This is a genomic window from Frigoribacterium sp. CFBP9029, assembly GCF_034045305.1.
Classification (GTDB): domain Bacteria; phylum Actinomycetota; class Actinomycetes; order Actinomycetales; family Microbacteriaceae; genus Frigoribacterium.
This window is the reverse complement of the sequence record NZ_JAXCWB010000007.1, coordinates 116900-131061: the sequence shown is the minus strand read 5'-3', so window position 1 is coordinate 131061 and position 14162 is coordinate 116900. Positions and strand designations below refer to the sequence as shown.

Here is a 14162-nt window from a genome sequence, read left to right as displayed (position 1 = left end):
TAAGCCGATATGTTCCAAGGAGCCACGCTGTGACGGTCGATTCCCCCCAACCGGCCGTCCAGCGTCTCCCTGGCCGACCCCGCGCCGACCAGAAGACGCCCGGCGCCCGCGCCCGCGTCCTCACGACCGCCGACCGCCTCTTCTACGACGAGGGCATCCGCGTCGTGGGCGTCGACCGCCTCATCGCCGAGTCGTCGGTCACGAAGGCGACCTTCTACAAGCACTTCGGCGCGAAGGACACCCTCGTGCTCCAGTTCCTCGCCGTGCGGCACGATCGCGACGTGGCCGCTCTCGCCGAGACCGTGTCGTCCGCTCCCGACGGCGTCGCCGCCGTCCGCAGCTTCGTCGACGCCTTCGCGACCCGACTCCAGGAGCCCGGCTTCCGCGGCTCCGCCTACGCCAACGCGGCGGCCGAGTTCAGCGACCCGACCCACCCCGTCCGCGTCGCCATCAGCGAGCACCGCGAATGGCTCACCGACGCGCTCGTCGAGCTCTTCAAGAACGCCGGCCACCCGATGCCGGGCGATGCCGCCGACGACTTCCAGCTCGCACTCGACGGCGCCGAGGTCGGCGCCTACGCCGGTGACGCCATCGCCGCCTCCGCGTCACTGCGCCGCACCGCGGACCGCCTGCTCGACGCCTGACGCGCGCCGCACCTCCTCGGCCCTCCCCCGACCTCTCCCCCGCTCACGTCACGCACGCGATCCCGCGCCTGACCGGAAGGGTGTGCAGATCGCGACCGTTTCGTCTCGCGAGGGGGCTCAGGGCGCTGCTGGTCGGTGTTTTCGGCACGATCGGTCGGGTTCGGCACGCCGGAGCGAGCCGCGCCGGTCGGGTTCGGCACGCCGAAGCGAGCCGCGCCGGTCGGGTTCGGCACGCCGAAGCGCCTCGCGCCGGTCGCCTCTGTGAGCCGACGCCGGAACCGCCGGTGCACCCCGGGAGCGGACCGTGCCCGAGGTGGGCGGTCGTCTTACGCGGAGACCCGATCGAGGTCGAGCACCTGGAGGCGCGTCAACTGCACGCGGACGGCCTGCGCCAGCTCGTACACCTGCTTCGCATTCGTCGCGCTCGCGACCGGGGCCACGACGTTGGGCTTCGTGAGCAGCCAGGCCAACGAGATCGCGGCGGTCGACACCTCGTGCACCGAGGCGATCCGGTCGAGCTCGTGCAGGATGCGCAGCCCGCGTTTGGTCAGCTGCTTCGCGAGATCCGGACGACGCTGCGACCCGGCGAAGTCGGCACGGGTGCGGTACTTGCCGGAGAGGAATCCGCTCGCCAGGGCGAAGCGCGGCATCACACCGAGACCCAGCTGCCCGGCCACCCGGGCCAGACCCTTCTCGTACTCGCCGCGGTTCAGCAGGTTGTACTGGTTCTGGAGCGCGACCATCGGCGCGACCCCGAGCATTCCCGCGGCGATCCGGGCCTCGTAGAGCCGGTTGCCCGAATGATGGGAACCGCCGAAGTACCGGACCTTGCCGGCGCGGATCAGGTGGTCGACGGCGAGGAGGGTGCGCTCGAACGCCACCTCGGTGTCGTCGACGTGGAGGTACAGCAGATCGATGCGGTCGGTGCCGAGGCGCTCGAGCGAGGCCTCGACGGCGCGCTCGATCGCCTTCGGCGTGAGACCCGGGTTGTCGGCGCTCTTGCCGACCTTCGTCGAGACGACCATGTCGTCACGCGATCGGCGATCGCGCATCCAGGAGCCGATCATGATCTCGCTGCGCCCCCCGGCGTACGAGTCGGCGGTGTCGACGAAGTTGCCGCCGAGATCGAAGTAGGTGTCGAGGACCGCGCGCGTCTCGGTCTGGTCGGCCGTCCAGCCGAAGACGTTGCCGCCGAGAGCGAGGGGGAACACCCGGAGATCGGACGTGCCGAGTCGACGGCGCGGCTGGATGATGCCCAGATCGACCGGAACAGTCGCCTGGTCGACCGTGGCGGCGTGCTGCGACCCGGCGCGGACGGCATGGGAGGGGACGACTTCGGAGCGGACGGCCGCGTCGGGCTCGGCGGCGGCCGCCTGTGCGGTCGTGGCCGTCGAGTCGGTCACCGACAGTCCTCCTCCGCTGGCGCACCCTCACCCGTCTGAGCTGGACGGATGCCAGGGTCTGCGCCTCATCGTCAGAATACGACCCCGGCCCTCGTCGCGCGCGCCGCCGCACCGAATCGTTACGTGAAGAATCGTCCTATTTCCACTCGAGCCTGAGACGACCCGCTCATGGGCCCGGAACGCCGACGAGCCCGCCGCGACACGAGGTCGCGACGGGCTCGTCGGTTCAGGCGGGTGCTACGCGTCGACCGATTCGTCGGTCGACGTCTCGGTGGCGCCGCTCGAGTCGGTGTCGGCCGACTCGGCGACGACCGGAGCGAGCGAGAGCTTGCCGCGGTCGTCCGTCTTCGTGATCTCGACCAGGATCTTCTGGCCGACTCCGAGCACGTCCTCGACGTTCTCGACGCGCTTGCCACCGGCGAGCTTGCGGACCTCGCTGATGTGCAGCAGGCCGTCCTTGCCGGGGAGGAGCGAGACGAAGGCACCGAACGACGCGATCTTGACGACGGTTCCGAGGAACTGCTCGCCGACCTCGGGGTTGGTGGGGTTCGCGATCGCGTTGACCTGGGCACGCGCAGCCTCGGCCGACGGGCCGTCGACGGCACCGATGTAGACGGTTCCGTCTTCTTCGATGCTGATGTCGGCGCCGGTGGTGTCCTGGATGGAGTTGATCGTCTTGCCCTTCGGGCCGATCAGCTCGCCGATCTTGTCCTGCGGGATCTGGACCGAGATCACGCGGGGCGCGGTCGGGGCCATCTCGTCGGGAGCGTCGATCGCGGAGTTCAGGACGCCGAGGATGGCGGTGCGCGCCTCCTTGGCCTGCTTCAGCGCGGCGTCGAGTACGGCGGTCGGCAGACCGTCGAGCTTCGTGTCGAGCTGGATGGCCGTGACGAACTCGGACGTGCCGGCGACCTTGAAGTCCATGTCGCCCAGGGCGTCCTCGGCGCCGAGGATGTCGGTCAGCGCCGCGTAGCGCGTCTGGCCGTCGACCTCGTCGGAGACGAGGCCCATGGCGATGCCGGCGACGGGGGCCTTGAGGGGCACACCGGCGTTCAGCAGCGACAGGGTCGAGGCGCAGACGGAGCCCATCGACGTCGAACCGTTCGAACCGAGGGCCTCGGACACCTGACGGATGGCGTAGGGGAACTCCTCGCGGCTCGGCAGCACCGGCACGAGGGCGCGCTCGGCCAGGAAGCCGTGCCCGATCTCGCGACGCTTCGGCGAACCGACGCGGCCGGTCTCACCGGTCGAGTAGGGCGGGAAGTTGTAGTGGTGCAGGTAGCGCTTCTTGGTGACGGGGCTCAGCGAGTCGATCTGCTGCTCCATCTTGAGCATGTTCAGCGTGGTGACGCCCATGATCTGGGTCTCGCCGCGCTGGAAGATGGCCGAGCCGTGAACGCGCGGGATGACCTGGACCTCGGCGTCGAGCGGGCGGATGTCGGCCAGGCCGCGCCCGTCCATGCGGATCTGCTCGGTGAGGATGCGGTCGCGGACGACCTTCTTCGTCGCCGACTTGTAGGCGGCGCCCACCTGGCCGTTGGCCGTCTCGGGCAGCTCGCCCGCGGCGACCTTGGCCGCGATGGCGTCCTTGACGGTCGCCTTGAGGGCGTCGTCGGCGTCCTGGCGCTCGATCTTGCCGGCGATCTTGTAGACCTCGGCGAGCTCGGTGCCCGCGGCGGCCGTGACGGCCTCGAGGACCTCGTCGGTGTAGGGCAGGAAGACCGGGTAGTCGGCGATCTCCTTGGCGGCCTGCGCGGCCATCTGGGCCTGGGCCTCGACGAGCTGCTTGAGGAACGGCTTGGCGGCTTCGAGACCCTGGGCGACGACGGCCTCGTCGGGCTTCGTCGCGCCGCCCTGGATGAGACCCCAGGCGTGCTCGGTGGCCTCGGCCTCGACCATCATGATCGCGACGTCGTCGTTGCCGGCGGCGTCGGTGACGACGCGACCCGCGACCGTGAGGTCGAAGACGGCGTCGGCCAGCTGCGAGGCCTTCGGGAAGGCGACCCACTGGTCGCCGATCAGCGCGAGGCGCACACCGGCGATGGGGCCGGAGAACGGCAGACCGGAGATCTGGGTGGAGGCGCTGGCCGCGTTGATCGCGAGAGCGTCGTAGAACTCGTCGGGAGCGATGCTGAGCACCGTGATGACGACCTGGACCTCGTTGCGGAGACCCTCGACGAACGAGGGACGCAGGGGCCGGTCGATGAGACGGCAGACGAGGATGGCCTCGGTCGAGGGGCGGCCCTCGCGACGGAAGAACGAGCCGGGGATCTTGCCCGCGGCGTACGAGCGCTCTTCGACGTCGATGGTCAGCGGGAAGAAGTCGAAGTTGTCCTTCGGCTTCTTGCTGGCGCTGGTGGCGGACAGCAGCATGGTGTCGTCGTCGAGGTAGGCGGCGACGGCTCCCTGGGCCTGCTGGGCGAGACGACCGGTCTCGAATCGGATGGTGCGCTTGCCGAACTTGCCGTTGTCGAGCACGGCTTCGCCGAACTTGATCTCTGGACCCTCCATGTGGGGGTTTCTCCTCTTTGTTTTGAATCGATGCCCCGTGTGGGCCTCGATGTCGTACCGGGAGCGGGCGGCGTGGGCGGCATGAGGACATGCACGTGCAGCAACGCGACGGAGGCGGTGGCACGTCTGGCCAACAGTGAAGACGGTCGGACCCCGCCTCCGATCGCGACTCGATGCGTCGATCGGGGCATTCCGCCTGCCACCACCGGTGACCAGCAGCCGTACCGGCCTGCTCCGAGCGCGATCCTAGCACCCGGGTGTGATCGCCTCACGGAGCCGGAGCGGGCGGCGCGCCCCGAGGACGCGGAACGACCCGGGGAGAAAGACCGCCCCCCGCCCGGCTGAGCGGGACGGGGGCCGTCGTCGAGACGTTCGGAGCGCGAAGACTAGCGGCGCAGGCCGAGACGACCGATGAGCGTGCGGTAGCGCTCGATGTCGACCCGGGACAGGTAGCCCAGGAGTCGGCGGCGCTGACCCACGAGGAGCAGCAGACCACGACGCGAGTGGTGGTCGTGCTTGTGCTCTTTGAGGTGCTCGGTGAGGTCGAGGATGCGCTGCGTCATCATGGCGACCTGGACCTCGGGGGATCCGGTGTCGCCGGGGTGGGTCGCGTATTCTTCGATGATCCGGGTCTTGACGTCAGGTGCGAGTGCCATAGGTGGATCCCCTTTCAGTTCGTTGCGCGGTGCCCGTCACCGGATGTGCGAGCTCTCTTATTCCGCGGCCGTTCAGACGGCAACCTGAGGAGCTTACCAGACAGGGGCGGCGGACTGGGCGCCCGCGGGTCGACGCCGGCGGCGACGGGGCAGGGCCAGACCCACGAACACGGCGCCGATGACCGCGCCCAGCGTGTTCATGACCAGGTCTTGCGGGTCGGAGAACCGGGTGGCCGACAGGTAGGCCGCCTGGTACCACTCGATGCCCACGGTCGCCGCGAAGCCGACCACGATGCCGACCCACCAGAACCGCCTGGGCAGCAGCAGCGCCGGGAACATGCCCATCGGCACGAACATGGCGACGTTCGCCGCGGCCTCGACCCGGGCGAAGGTGATCCACGACGTCTCGTCGTGCCGGGCGAAGAGGTCGAGGGCGCGCCAGAGCAGCTCGGTCGTGCCGGGCCCGTAGACGCTGGGGCGCAGCGTCATCCATGCGACACCCGCCAGATAGACGAGGGTGAGCAGGAGGAGGACGGCACGACGCATGACTCCATGGTGACGGACGCGACCTGGGGATCGGGGCCGCGGCGGCGGAGTTCATCCTCCAGGACGACGCCGGGCGGGCGGGTGCGGGGCCGGCGACCCGAGGAGGTGCGGTGCCAGGGAGCCGCGCACCGCGCCTCCTAGGCTCGTCGCGTGGACCTCGTCGCCGAACTCTGGAGCCGCGTCACCCTCGTGGCGCAGCCGCTCCCCCTCCCCTGGCTGCTCGCGGCCGTCGCCGCCGGCCTCGCGGCCGTGCTCGTGCCGGGCGCCTGGCACACCGTGCGGCACGCCGTGACCGTCGTGCACGAGGGCGGCCACGGACTCGCCGCGGTGCTCACGGGGCGGCGGCTGTCGGGGATCCGCCTGCACTCGGACACCTCCGGGCTGACCGTGTCGCGCGGGCCGCGCACCGGCCCCGGCATGGTGCTGACGCTGCTCGCGGGCTACACCGCGCCGGCGATCGCGTCGCTCGGCGCGGCCTGGCTGCTGTCGGCCGGGTACGCCGCCGGGCTGCTCTGGGCGCTGCTGCTGCTGTTGGCGCTGATGCTCGTGCAGATCCGCAACTGGTTCGGTCTCTGGGTGGTGCTCGTCGGGGCGGCCATCGTCGTCGCCGTCACCTTCTTCGCCTCGCCGCCCTGGCAGAGCGCCTTCGGCCTCGCCCTGACGGCCGTGCTCGGCTTCGGCGCCCTGCGGACCTCGCTCGAGCTGCAGCGGAGTCGCCGCCGCTCGCGCACGACGGGATCGGACGCCGACCAGCTGGCCGCCCTGACCCGCGTGCCCGGGGTCGTCTGGGTCGGCGTGTTCGTGATCGTCGCCCTGGTCTGCCTGGGCGGCTCGGCCGGGCTGATCTTCCCCCAGACGATCGAGCTGGCGCGCTCGCTCGGCTGAGCCGGGTCTCCGGCGGCTGAGTCGGGTCTCGGCCGCTCGGGTCAGGCCGGGCGGGTCGGGCCGGGCCGGGCCGGCGCGGATCAGGCCGGGGCGGAGCCGAGCGCGTGGACGGGGAGGCGCGGCGCCAGGCGGTCGCGCCCGCCGAGACCGTCCAGCTCGAGCAGCACGGCCAGCCCGACGACCTCGTACCCGGCGCGCTCGAGCAGCGTGACGGTCGCCTCGGCGGTGCCGCCGGTGGCCAGGACGTCGTCGACGACCAGCACCCGCGTGCCCTTCGGCAGCTGACTGGGGCGCAGCTCGAGGGTCGCCTCGCCGTACTCGAGGGCGTAGCTCTCGCTCAGCACCTCGCCGGGCAGCTTGCCCGCCTTGCGGACGGTGAGGACTCCGACGCCCTGCTCGATCGCGATGCCGCCGGCGAGCGCGAAGCCGCGGGCCTCGATGCCTGCGACCGCCTGGAACGACCCGTCGAACGGTTCGCTGAGGGCCGTGGTCACGGTCGCGAAGGCGTCGGCGTGGGAGAAGAGCGGGGTCACGTCGCGGAAGAGGATGCCCGGTTTCGGGAAGTCGGGGACGACGGCGATGAGGTCGTCGAGGAGGGCGGAGACGTCGGTGGTGGACATTCACACGAATGTACCGGGCGTAGCATCGCGCCATGAATGTGGGACAGTCCCCCCGCCTGCTGGGCCTCGTCGCCGCCGCCGTCGTCATCGCCGGCGGCGTCGCGATCGGGGTCGTCCAGTCCGGCCTGCCGAACCGGGTCTCGGGTGCGGACACCGCGCCTCCCTGGCCGGTTCCCGCCGTGGCCGATCGACCCGCCCGCGCGGCGGCGGCCGGTCTGACGAACGTCTGGGGCGAGGACCTCGCGATGCACGTGCACAGCCACCTGTCGATCACGGTCGACGGCGAGCCCGTCACCCTGCCCGGCGACATCGGCCACGACGCCGATACGAAGTTCGCGGCGCCGCTGCACACCCACGACACGACGGGCATCGTCCACGTCGAGTCGCCCCGGCGGGAGACCCTCGTGCTCGGGCAGCTCTTCACCGAGTGGGACGTCGACCTCGACGCGACGAGCATCGGCTCGCTGGGCGCGGACGACGGGTACGCGCTGACGACATTCGTCGGCGGTTCCCGCTACCCGGGCGACCCGGCGGGCATCCCCCTCGGCGACTTCGACGACATCGCGCTGGTGCTCGCGCCGACGGGCGAGACCGTCACCGCGCCTCCCGCCTTCGACTGGCCCGACGAGTACCGCTGACGCCCGCCGCCGCCCGACCTCACCCGGGGCCGGGAGCGCCGGGCCAGCGGACCGGGACGGGGAGACGGAGCGGCGTCGCCTCGGCGGGCGCACCGGAGGCGATCGCCGCGATGAGTCGTGAGGCGGCGACACGGCCGAGGTGCTCGCCGTCGACGTCGATCGCGGGGACGCCCTGCAGACCGAGGGCGTCGACGACCATCCGCTCGGAGCTGACGACGGGCGCCGCGGTGACGCCTGCCCCTCCGCCGCGGAGGACGAACATCACGCCGAGGCCGATGGCCGTGGCGTAGGGCACGACGGCATCGGCGCCCGAGGCCATGACGTCGGCCGCCGCCCGCACGCCGGCCTCGAACGTCGCCGGGTACGGACCGAGGACGGTCAGCTCGGCCCGGCCCCGGGCGGCCTCGACGACCGCGACCGTCCGCTGCAGGTTCTGCCACGAGCCGTCGGGGCCGCCGAGGTAGACGATGCGCCGGCGGCCCTCGTCGGCGAACCGCGAGACGAGCGACCCGAAGGCCGTGGCCGTGTCGGCGACCACCGAGGAGGCGCCGGTCACCTCCCGATCGACCAGCACGGTGGGCTTGTGGGCGATCGCCGCCCGCACGACGTCGTCGGGCCCGCGGGGCGCCACGACGATGAATCCGTCGACCTGGTGCGACAGGCGCTCGAACGCCGTGAGCTCGGCGACCCCGGCGAGGGGGTGCACGGCCACCGTGAGCTGCAGGTCGGCCTCGCCCGCCTCGGCCTGAGCCCCGGCGATGATGGGGGTGAAGAACGCGTTGTCGAGCGTGGGCACGACGACCGCGACGACGCCCGTGCGACCGCGGGCGAGCTGGCGGGCCGCGCGGTTGGGCACGAACCCGAGCTTCTGGGCCGCCGACAGCACCCTGGTCGCGGTCTCGGGGGCCACGAGCTCGGGGCGGCTCAGCACCCGCGAGGCGGTCGCCTTCGAGACCCCGGCGAGCGTCGCGACGTCGGCGAGCGTCGCCAGTCGCCCCGGGCCGCTCATCGCCCGCCCCCGCCGCTCGCGCGCCACCCCGTCGTCATGCCGTCAGCCTAGGGCGTCGGCTGAAACCGGTCTCGCAGGGTGCGTCGCGGGTTTTACACGTTGTTTACACGGACGGGACGGTTCGGGCGCCGCACGCCCCTAGGGTCGATGTAACCGGTTGCATCGCTCGAACGCCTGAGCGGCGAGCCTGACACCGGCCGCACCCGCCACACCGATCGGAGGCACCCCGTGACGTCCCGCAAACCCGCGCTGCTCCTGCTGCTGCCGGGTCTCCTCCTCCTCGTCGTGGGGTTCGCCGTGCCGTCCCTCGCGATGCTGTTCGCGCCTCCCGGGGTCACCGCCGTCGAGATCGTCGGTCGCCTCGGCGGGATGCTCACCGACCCCTACGATCTCCGCATCATCGGTCGCACGGTCGGGCTCGGCCTGATCGTCACGGCGATCTGCGTCTCGCTCGGCTTCCCGATCGCGTACCTGCTCGCCCGCTCGACGTCGCGCTGGTCGGGCGTGCTGCTGGCCCTCGCGATCTTCCCCCTGCTGCTGAGCAACGTCGTCCGCACCTTCGGCTGGCTCGTGCTGCTCGGCAAGAACGGCGCCATCGGGCAGCTGCTGACCACCCTCGGACTCGTCGACGAGGCGCCGCAGCTGCTCTACACCGAGCTCGCCATCGTGCTCGGCCTGACGCAGCTCTTCCTGCCGCTCGCGATCATCTCGTGCTACTCGGCGGTGGCCCAGGTCGACCCCGGTCTCGACGACGCCGCGCGCGGTCTCGGCGCGAGCCGCATCCGCACCTTCTGGAGCATCGTCGTGCCGTTGTCCCTGCCGGGGGTCGTCGTCGCCGCGACCCTCGTCTTCGCCGGTTCGGTGACGGCGTACACGACGCCCTACCTGCTCGGGGGCTCCGGTCAGCGGATGCTCGCCACCCAGCTCTTCTCGTACTCGAGCGTCACGATCGACTGGGCCGGCGCCTCCGCCACCGCCCTGATCATGACCGTGCTCGTCTTCGCCGTCTCGGGGCTGTCGACCCTCGTCGCCCGGAAGGGAGCCACCTCGTGAAGACCCGCCGCCCCGTCGCCGGTTCGCTCGCCGTCGCCGGCTACGTCGTCATGATCGTTCCGATCCTGTTCGTCGTCGCCACCGCCTTCACCTCGGGCAGCACGCTGAGGTTCCCGCCGCAGGGCTTCTCGCTGCGCTGGTTCGAGGCCGCACTCGGCTACGACCCGTTCGTCTCGGCGCTGCTGTCGAGCCTGCAGCTCGCCCTCGTCGCCACCGTGCTCGCGCTCGCCGTCGGGGTGCCCGCCACGCTGGCGATCCACCGCGGCCGACTGCCCGGCAAGGGGCTGGTCGAGGGGCTGTTCCTGTCGCCGCTGATCGTGCCCGAGCTCGTCGTCGGGCTCGCGCTCTACCAGCAGCTCGTGATCGGGTTCCGGCTCGACAACTTCCCGGTGCTGCTGATCGGGCACACCGTGCTGATGCTGCCCTACGCCGTGCGGGTGACCGGGGCCTCGCTCGCCCTCGCCGACCCGGCGCTCGAGGAGGCCGCCCGCGGTCTCGGCGCCTCGCCCCTCCGCGCCTTCTTCACCGTGACGCTGCCCCTGCTGCGACCCGGCATCTTCTCCGCCGCGCTGCTCAGCTTCGTCACGTCGTTCAACAACGTGCCGCTGTCGCTGCTGCTGCAGAGCCGCGACTTCCGCACCCTTCCCGTCACGATGCTCGACTACGTGCAGCAGAGCTACGACCCCATGGTCGCGGCGATGGCCACGCTGATCCTCGCGGGCACCGTCGTCATCGCCGTCATCGCCGAACGCACCGTCGGCTTCGCCAAGATCTTCGGAGGCATCAACAGATGAGCACCGCAGCAGAATTCGTCGCCGTGAGCCAGGTCTTCGGCGACTTCACCGCCGTCGACTCGATCGACCTCGCCATCTCCGAGGGCAGGCTCACCACGCTGCTCGGCCCGAGCGGCTGCGGCAAGACCACGAGCCTCCGCATGCTCGCCGGCTACTCGGCGCCGACGTCGGGCACGATCAGGATCGGCGGGGTCGACAGCACCCGCACCCCGCCCGAGAAGCGCGACCTCGGCATGGTGTTCCAGTCGTACGCGCTGTTCCCCCACCTGTCGGTCGCCGAGAACGTCGGGTACGGCCTCAAGCTGCGCGGCGTCGACACCGCCGAACGCCGTCGGCGCGTGATGGAGACCCTCGACCTCGTCGGGCTCGCGCACCTCGCGGGCAGCAAGCCGAAGAAGCTGTCCGGCGGTCAGCAGCAGCGCGTGGCGCTGGCCCGGGCCATCGCGATCCGCCCGAAGCTGCTGCTGCTCGACGAGCCCCTGTCGAACCTCGACGCCCGGCTGCGGGTGCAGATGCGGGCCGAGATCCGCCGCATCCAGGGCGAGACCGGTCTCACCGTCGTGCTGGTCACCCACGACCAGGACGAAGCGCTCGAGATGAGCGACGACATGGTGCTGATGCGCGCCGGTCGCATCATGCAGCAGGGCGCCCCGCAGCAGGTGTTCCCGAACCCCGCGAACCGCTTCGTCGCCGAGTTCCTCGGGTACGAGAACTTCGTCACCGCGGCCGACGGCACCTCGTTCGCCGTCCGACCCGAGCACCTCGCGGTCACCCCCGGCGGCCCCGCAGGAGGCGCGGCGCACGACGGTCTGCAGCTCGCCGGACGCGTCACCGACGTCGCGTACCGCGGGGTGGACCTCCTGGTGACCGTGCAGGCCGTCGACGCCGCCGGAGCGGACGTCCGACTCGTCTCCGACGTCCGCAGCACCGGCGTGGAGACGATCGCGATCGGCGACCCGGTGACCGTCTCGGCGCCGGCCGGGCGACTCGTCGCGGTCGCCGACTGACACCCGGGGGCTGCGGGGCCGACCCGCGCCTCCTCGGCTCCCCCTCCCTCTGCTCTTCAGCGTTCCCCTCCCGACCGGTCTCACCGAGACCGCCCCGAAAGGACACGACCATGACCACCACCATCCGCACCCGACTGGCGCTCGTCGCCGGCGTCGCCGTGACCACCCTCGTGCTCGCCGGCTGCTCGTCGAGCGGCGACGAGCCCGACGCGAACAGCATCACCGTCAGCACCTTCCCGTTCGGGGTGGAGGAGTTCCAGGAGGCGGTGATCGACCCGTTCACGGAGGAGACCGGCATCGAGGTCGTCGTCGACACCGGATCGAACTCCGACCGCCTGTCGCAGCTGCAGCTCGCCGGCGGCGAGCCCGAGGTCGACGTGATGCTCATCTCGGACTACTACGCGGCGCTCGGGCAGGAGGACGAGATCTTCCAGCAGGTCGACGCCTCGGCCGTCCCGTCGCTCGACGAGATCGCCGAGTTCGCGACGGAGGAGGAGTACGTCGGGCCGGCCTACAGCTACCAGCTGAACGGCACGATGTACTCGACCGACGAGCTGACCGCCGACGAGGCCGCCTCGTGGAGCCTCTACGGCGACGACGACCTGTCGGGCCGGGTCGCCCTGCCCGACATCTCCGTCACCGCCGGCCAGCTGATGGTCTCGGGCGTCGCCGACGAGTACGGCGACGGACCCTACGACATCGACGCCGCCCTCGAGCAGCTCGGCGAGTGGGCCCCCGGCGTGTTGCAGTTCTACAGCTCGTCGACCGAGGTCACGAACCTGCTGACCCAGGGCGAGATCGTCGCCGCGGACTCGCTGAGCGGGTTCGCGACCGACCTCGTCGCCTCGGGCGAGCCCGTCGCCTGGACCGCCCCCGAGACAGGGCGCTACATGGCGACCAACCGCGCGATGATCCCCACCGGCGCCGAGAACGTGGACGGCGCGAACCGCTTCATCGACTACCTGCTGTCGGAGGAGGCGCAGACCGCGTCCGCCGAGATCGTCGGCGACCTGCCCGTCAACCCGTCGGCCACGGTGCCCGACTCGATCGAGGCCGTCGTGGGCGACATCGCCGCCGACCCCGTCGCCGCCGGCTACTCGACCCTCGACCCCACCGAGCTGGTGCCGACCCGCTCGGAGTGGGTCGACCGCTTCGCCCGCGAGGTGACGTCGCGCTGATGGGTGAGACCGCACTGCCCGGACGCGACCTGCCCGGGGCGGCACTGCCCGGACGCGACCTGCCCGGGGCCTACCTCGACCGACTGCCGAAGACCGATCTGCACTGCCACCTGATCGGCACGGTACGGGCCGGCACGTTCGCCGAGCTCGCCCGTCGCGAGGGGCTCGCCCTGCCGGCCGAGCCCGAGCGCATCTTCGCCGACATCAACTCGCTGCCGCCCGACCCCGCCCTGTACCGCGACACCCGCATCCCGGTGCCGCAGGGGCGGAGCGCCGACGAGCCCGAGGTGTCGTACTCGCTGTTCCAGGCGTCGAACTGGGTCGTCGAGGTGCTGCGCGATGCCGACGACCTGACGCGCATCGTCTACGAGGCCTTCGAGGACGCCCACCGCAGCAGCTCGACGCGTCACCTCGAGCTGTTCTTCGACGCGGTGCCACCGCACCTGGAGTCGCTCGGGTACGCGGGCTCGGTCGAGGCGTACGCCGAGGGCATCCGGATGGCCGAGCGCGACTTCGGCATGACCGGCCGGATGATCCAGGGCATCGACCGCAGCCGGAGCGGCGAGCACGCGCTCGCCCTCGTGCGGCAGGTGGTCGAGAACCCGCACGAGTACGTCGCGGGCATCGGTCTCGACAACCTCGAGACCTCGGGCCCGCCCGAGCGGTTCGTCGACGCCTACCGGCTCGCGGGCGAGGCCGGGCTCGGCCGGACGGCGCACTCGTCGGAGCACTCCCCCACGGCCGTCAACACCGTCACCTGCCTCGATCTGCTCGGCTGCGACCGCATCGACCACGGGTACTACGTGCTCGAGGACGACGACGTCGTGGCGCGGATGCGCGACGAGCAGGTGGCCTTCACCGTCGTCTCGACCACGTCACGTCGCTCGTGGCGACCGTGGCGACGCGCCTCGATCGAGGCGATGCTCGCCGCGGGCCTGAACGTCGTGCCCGCGTCGGACGACCCGGGCATGTTCCCGACGACCCTCGCCGCCGAGTACCGCATCGTGCACGAGCAGATCGGCGCCACCGCCGACCAGGTGCGGGCCATGGCCCTCGCCGGGGTCGACGCGAGCTGGCTGCCCGCCGCCGAGAAGAAGACGCTGCGCGCGGACTTCGAGCGCGACATCGCCGCGCTCGACAGCGAGTTCGCGCTCGTCGGCTGACGAGGCGCGCGCTCGTCGGCTGACGAGGGTCGCGCCCGTCGACCGACGAGGCGCG

Annotated in this window: 14 protein-coding genes; 8 read left to right on the top strand and 6 right to left on the bottom strand. The window is 71.5% G+C overall.

Features of this window, described 5'->3' with window-relative positions:
- Positions 1–29: 29 nt before the first annotated feature.
- Positions 30–644, top strand: a complete 615-nt coding sequence (locus SOM11_RS10975; RefSeq protein WP_320478023.1) for a TetR/AcrR family transcriptional regulator — start codon at positions 30–32, stop codon at positions 642–644.
- 326 nt (positions 645–970) lie between these two features.
- Here the strand turns inward: SOM11_RS10975 and SOM11_RS10970 are convergent, their stop codons facing one another.
- The 4 genes from SOM11_RS10970 to SOM11_RS10955 all read right to left on the bottom strand — a co-directional run bounded on the left by SOM11_RS10970 (position 971) and on the right by SOM11_RS10955 (position 5760).
- On the bottom strand, positions 971–2047 hold the full coding sequence (locus SOM11_RS10970; protein ID WP_320478022.1) for an aldo/keto reductase: 1077 nt from the start codon (positions 2045–2047) through the stop codon (positions 971–973).
- Positions 2048–2284: 237 nt separating this feature from the next.
- On the bottom strand, positions 2285–4558 hold the full coding sequence (locus tag SOM11_RS10965; protein WP_320478021.1) for a polyribonucleotide nucleotidyltransferase: 2274 nt from the start codon (positions 4556–4558) through the stop codon (positions 2285–2287).
- Between the two features lie 386 nt (positions 4559–4944).
- On the bottom strand, positions 4945–5214 hold the full coding sequence (gene rpsO, locus SOM11_RS10960; protein WP_192060122.1) for a 30S ribosomal protein S15: 270 nt from the start codon (positions 5212–5214) through the stop codon (positions 4945–4947).
- Between the two features lie 93 nt (positions 5215–5307).
- Positions 5308–5760 (bottom strand): VanZ family protein, encoded by a 453-nt coding sequence (locus SOM11_RS10955; protein WP_320478020.1) that lies wholly within the window; start codon positions 5758–5760, stop codon positions 5308–5310.
- Between the two features lie 150 nt (positions 5761–5910).
- Here SOM11_RS10955 and SOM11_RS10950 point away from each other — a divergent pair, with 150 nt between their 5' ends.
- A complete protein-coding gene (locus SOM11_RS10950; protein ID WP_320478019.1) occupies positions 5911–6645 on the top strand; it encodes a M50 family metallopeptidase in 735 nt (244 codons plus the stop codon).
- A gap of 80 nt (positions 6646–6725) precedes the next feature.
- On the opposite strand, the gene SOM11_RS10945 is transcribed toward SOM11_RS10950, so the two are convergent.
- Positions 6726–7265, bottom strand: a complete 540-nt coding sequence (locus tag SOM11_RS10945; RefSeq protein ID WP_243213789.1) for an adenine phosphoribosyltransferase — start codon at positions 7263–7265, stop codon at positions 6726–6728.
- A gap of 32 nt (positions 7266–7297) precedes the next feature.
- Here SOM11_RS10945 and SOM11_RS10940 point away from each other — a divergent pair, with 32 nt between their 5' ends.
- Complete coding sequence (locus tag SOM11_RS10940) at positions 7298–7903, top strand: hypothetical protein (RefSeq protein ID WP_320478018.1); 606 nt, start codon at positions 7298–7300, stop codon at positions 7901–7903.
- A 19-nt stretch (positions 7904–7922) separates the two neighbouring features.
- Here the strand turns inward: SOM11_RS10940 and SOM11_RS10935 are convergent, their stop codons facing one another.
- Positions 7923–8912 (bottom strand): LacI family DNA-binding transcriptional regulator, encoded by a 990-nt coding sequence (locus tag SOM11_RS10935; RefSeq protein WP_320478017.1) that lies wholly within the window; start codon positions 8910–8912, stop codon positions 7923–7925.
- A 228-nt stretch (positions 8913–9140) separates the two neighbouring features.
- Between SOM11_RS10935 and SOM11_RS10930 the strand changes: the two genes are divergently transcribed.
- The 5 genes from SOM11_RS10930 to SOM11_RS10910 all read left to right on the top strand — a co-directional run bounded on the left by SOM11_RS10930 (position 9141) and on the right by SOM11_RS10910 (position 14107).
- Positions 9141–9965, top strand: a complete 825-nt coding sequence (locus SOM11_RS10930; protein WP_320478016.1) for an ABC transporter permease — start codon at positions 9141–9143, stop codon at positions 9963–9965.
- Positions 9962–10759 carry an ABC transporter permease gene (locus tag SOM11_RS10925; protein WP_320478015.1) on the top strand — a complete coding sequence of 266 codons (798 nt, stop codon included), beginning with the start codon at positions 9962–9964 and terminating at the stop codon, positions 10757–10759. The genes SOM11_RS10930 and SOM11_RS10925 overlap by 4 nt, the downstream gene beginning before the upstream one ends.
- A complete protein-coding gene (locus SOM11_RS10920) occupies positions 10756–11766 on the top strand; it encodes an ABC transporter ATP-binding protein (protein ID WP_320478014.1) in 1011 nt (336 codons plus the stop codon). Before SOM11_RS10925 ends, SOM11_RS10920 begins: the two co-directional genes overlap by 4 nt.
- Positions 11767–11876: 110 nt before the next feature.
- Positions 11877–12944, top strand: a complete 1068-nt coding sequence (locus SOM11_RS10915) for an extracellular solute-binding protein (protein WP_320478013.1) — start codon at positions 11877–11879, stop codon at positions 12942–12944.
- Complete coding sequence (locus tag SOM11_RS10910) at positions 12944–14107, top strand: hypothetical protein (RefSeq protein ID WP_320478012.1); 1164 nt, start codon at positions 12944–12946, stop codon at positions 14105–14107. The genes SOM11_RS10915 and SOM11_RS10910 overlap by 1 nt, the downstream gene beginning before the upstream one ends.
- Positions 14108–14162: the final 55 nt, after the last annotated feature.

Bases quoted from the DNA above. Each gene is read 5' to 3' on its own strand.
- SOM11_RS10965 (WP_320478021.1), bottom strand. From the start codon at position 4,558: ATGGAGGGTCCAGAGATCAAGTTCGGCGAAGCCGTGCTCGACAACGGC.
- rpsO (WP_192060122.1), bottom strand. From the start codon at position 5,214: ATGGCACTCGCACCTGACGTCAAGACCCGGATCATCGAAGAATACGCG.
- SOM11_RS10955 (WP_320478020.1), bottom strand. From the start codon at position 5,760: ATGCGTCGTGCCGTCCTCCTCCTGCTCACCCTCGTCTATCTGGCGGGT.
- SOM11_RS10945 (WP_243213789.1), bottom strand. From the start codon at position 7,265: ATGTCCACCACCGACGTCTCCGCCCTCCTCGACGACCTCATCGCCGTC.
- SOM11_RS10940 (WP_320478018.1), top strand. From the start codon at position 7,298: ATGAATGTGGGACAGTCCCCCCGCCTGCTGGGCCTCGTCGCCGCCGCC.
- SOM11_RS10935 (WP_320478017.1), bottom strand. From the start codon at position 8,912: ATGAGCGGCCCGGGGCGACTGGCGACGCTCGCCGACGTCGCGACGCTC.
- SOM11_RS10920 (WP_320478014.1), top strand. From the start codon at position 10,756: ATGAGCACCGCAGCAGAATTCGTCGCCGTGAGCCAGGTCTTCGGCGAC.
- SOM11_RS10915 (WP_320478013.1), top strand. From the start codon at position 11,877: ATGACCACCACCATCCGCACCCGACTGGCGCTCGTCGCCGGCGTCGCC.
- SOM11_RS10910 (WP_320478012.1), top strand. From the start codon at position 12,944: ATGGGTGAGACCGCACTGCCCGGACGCGACCTGCCCGGGGCGGCACTG.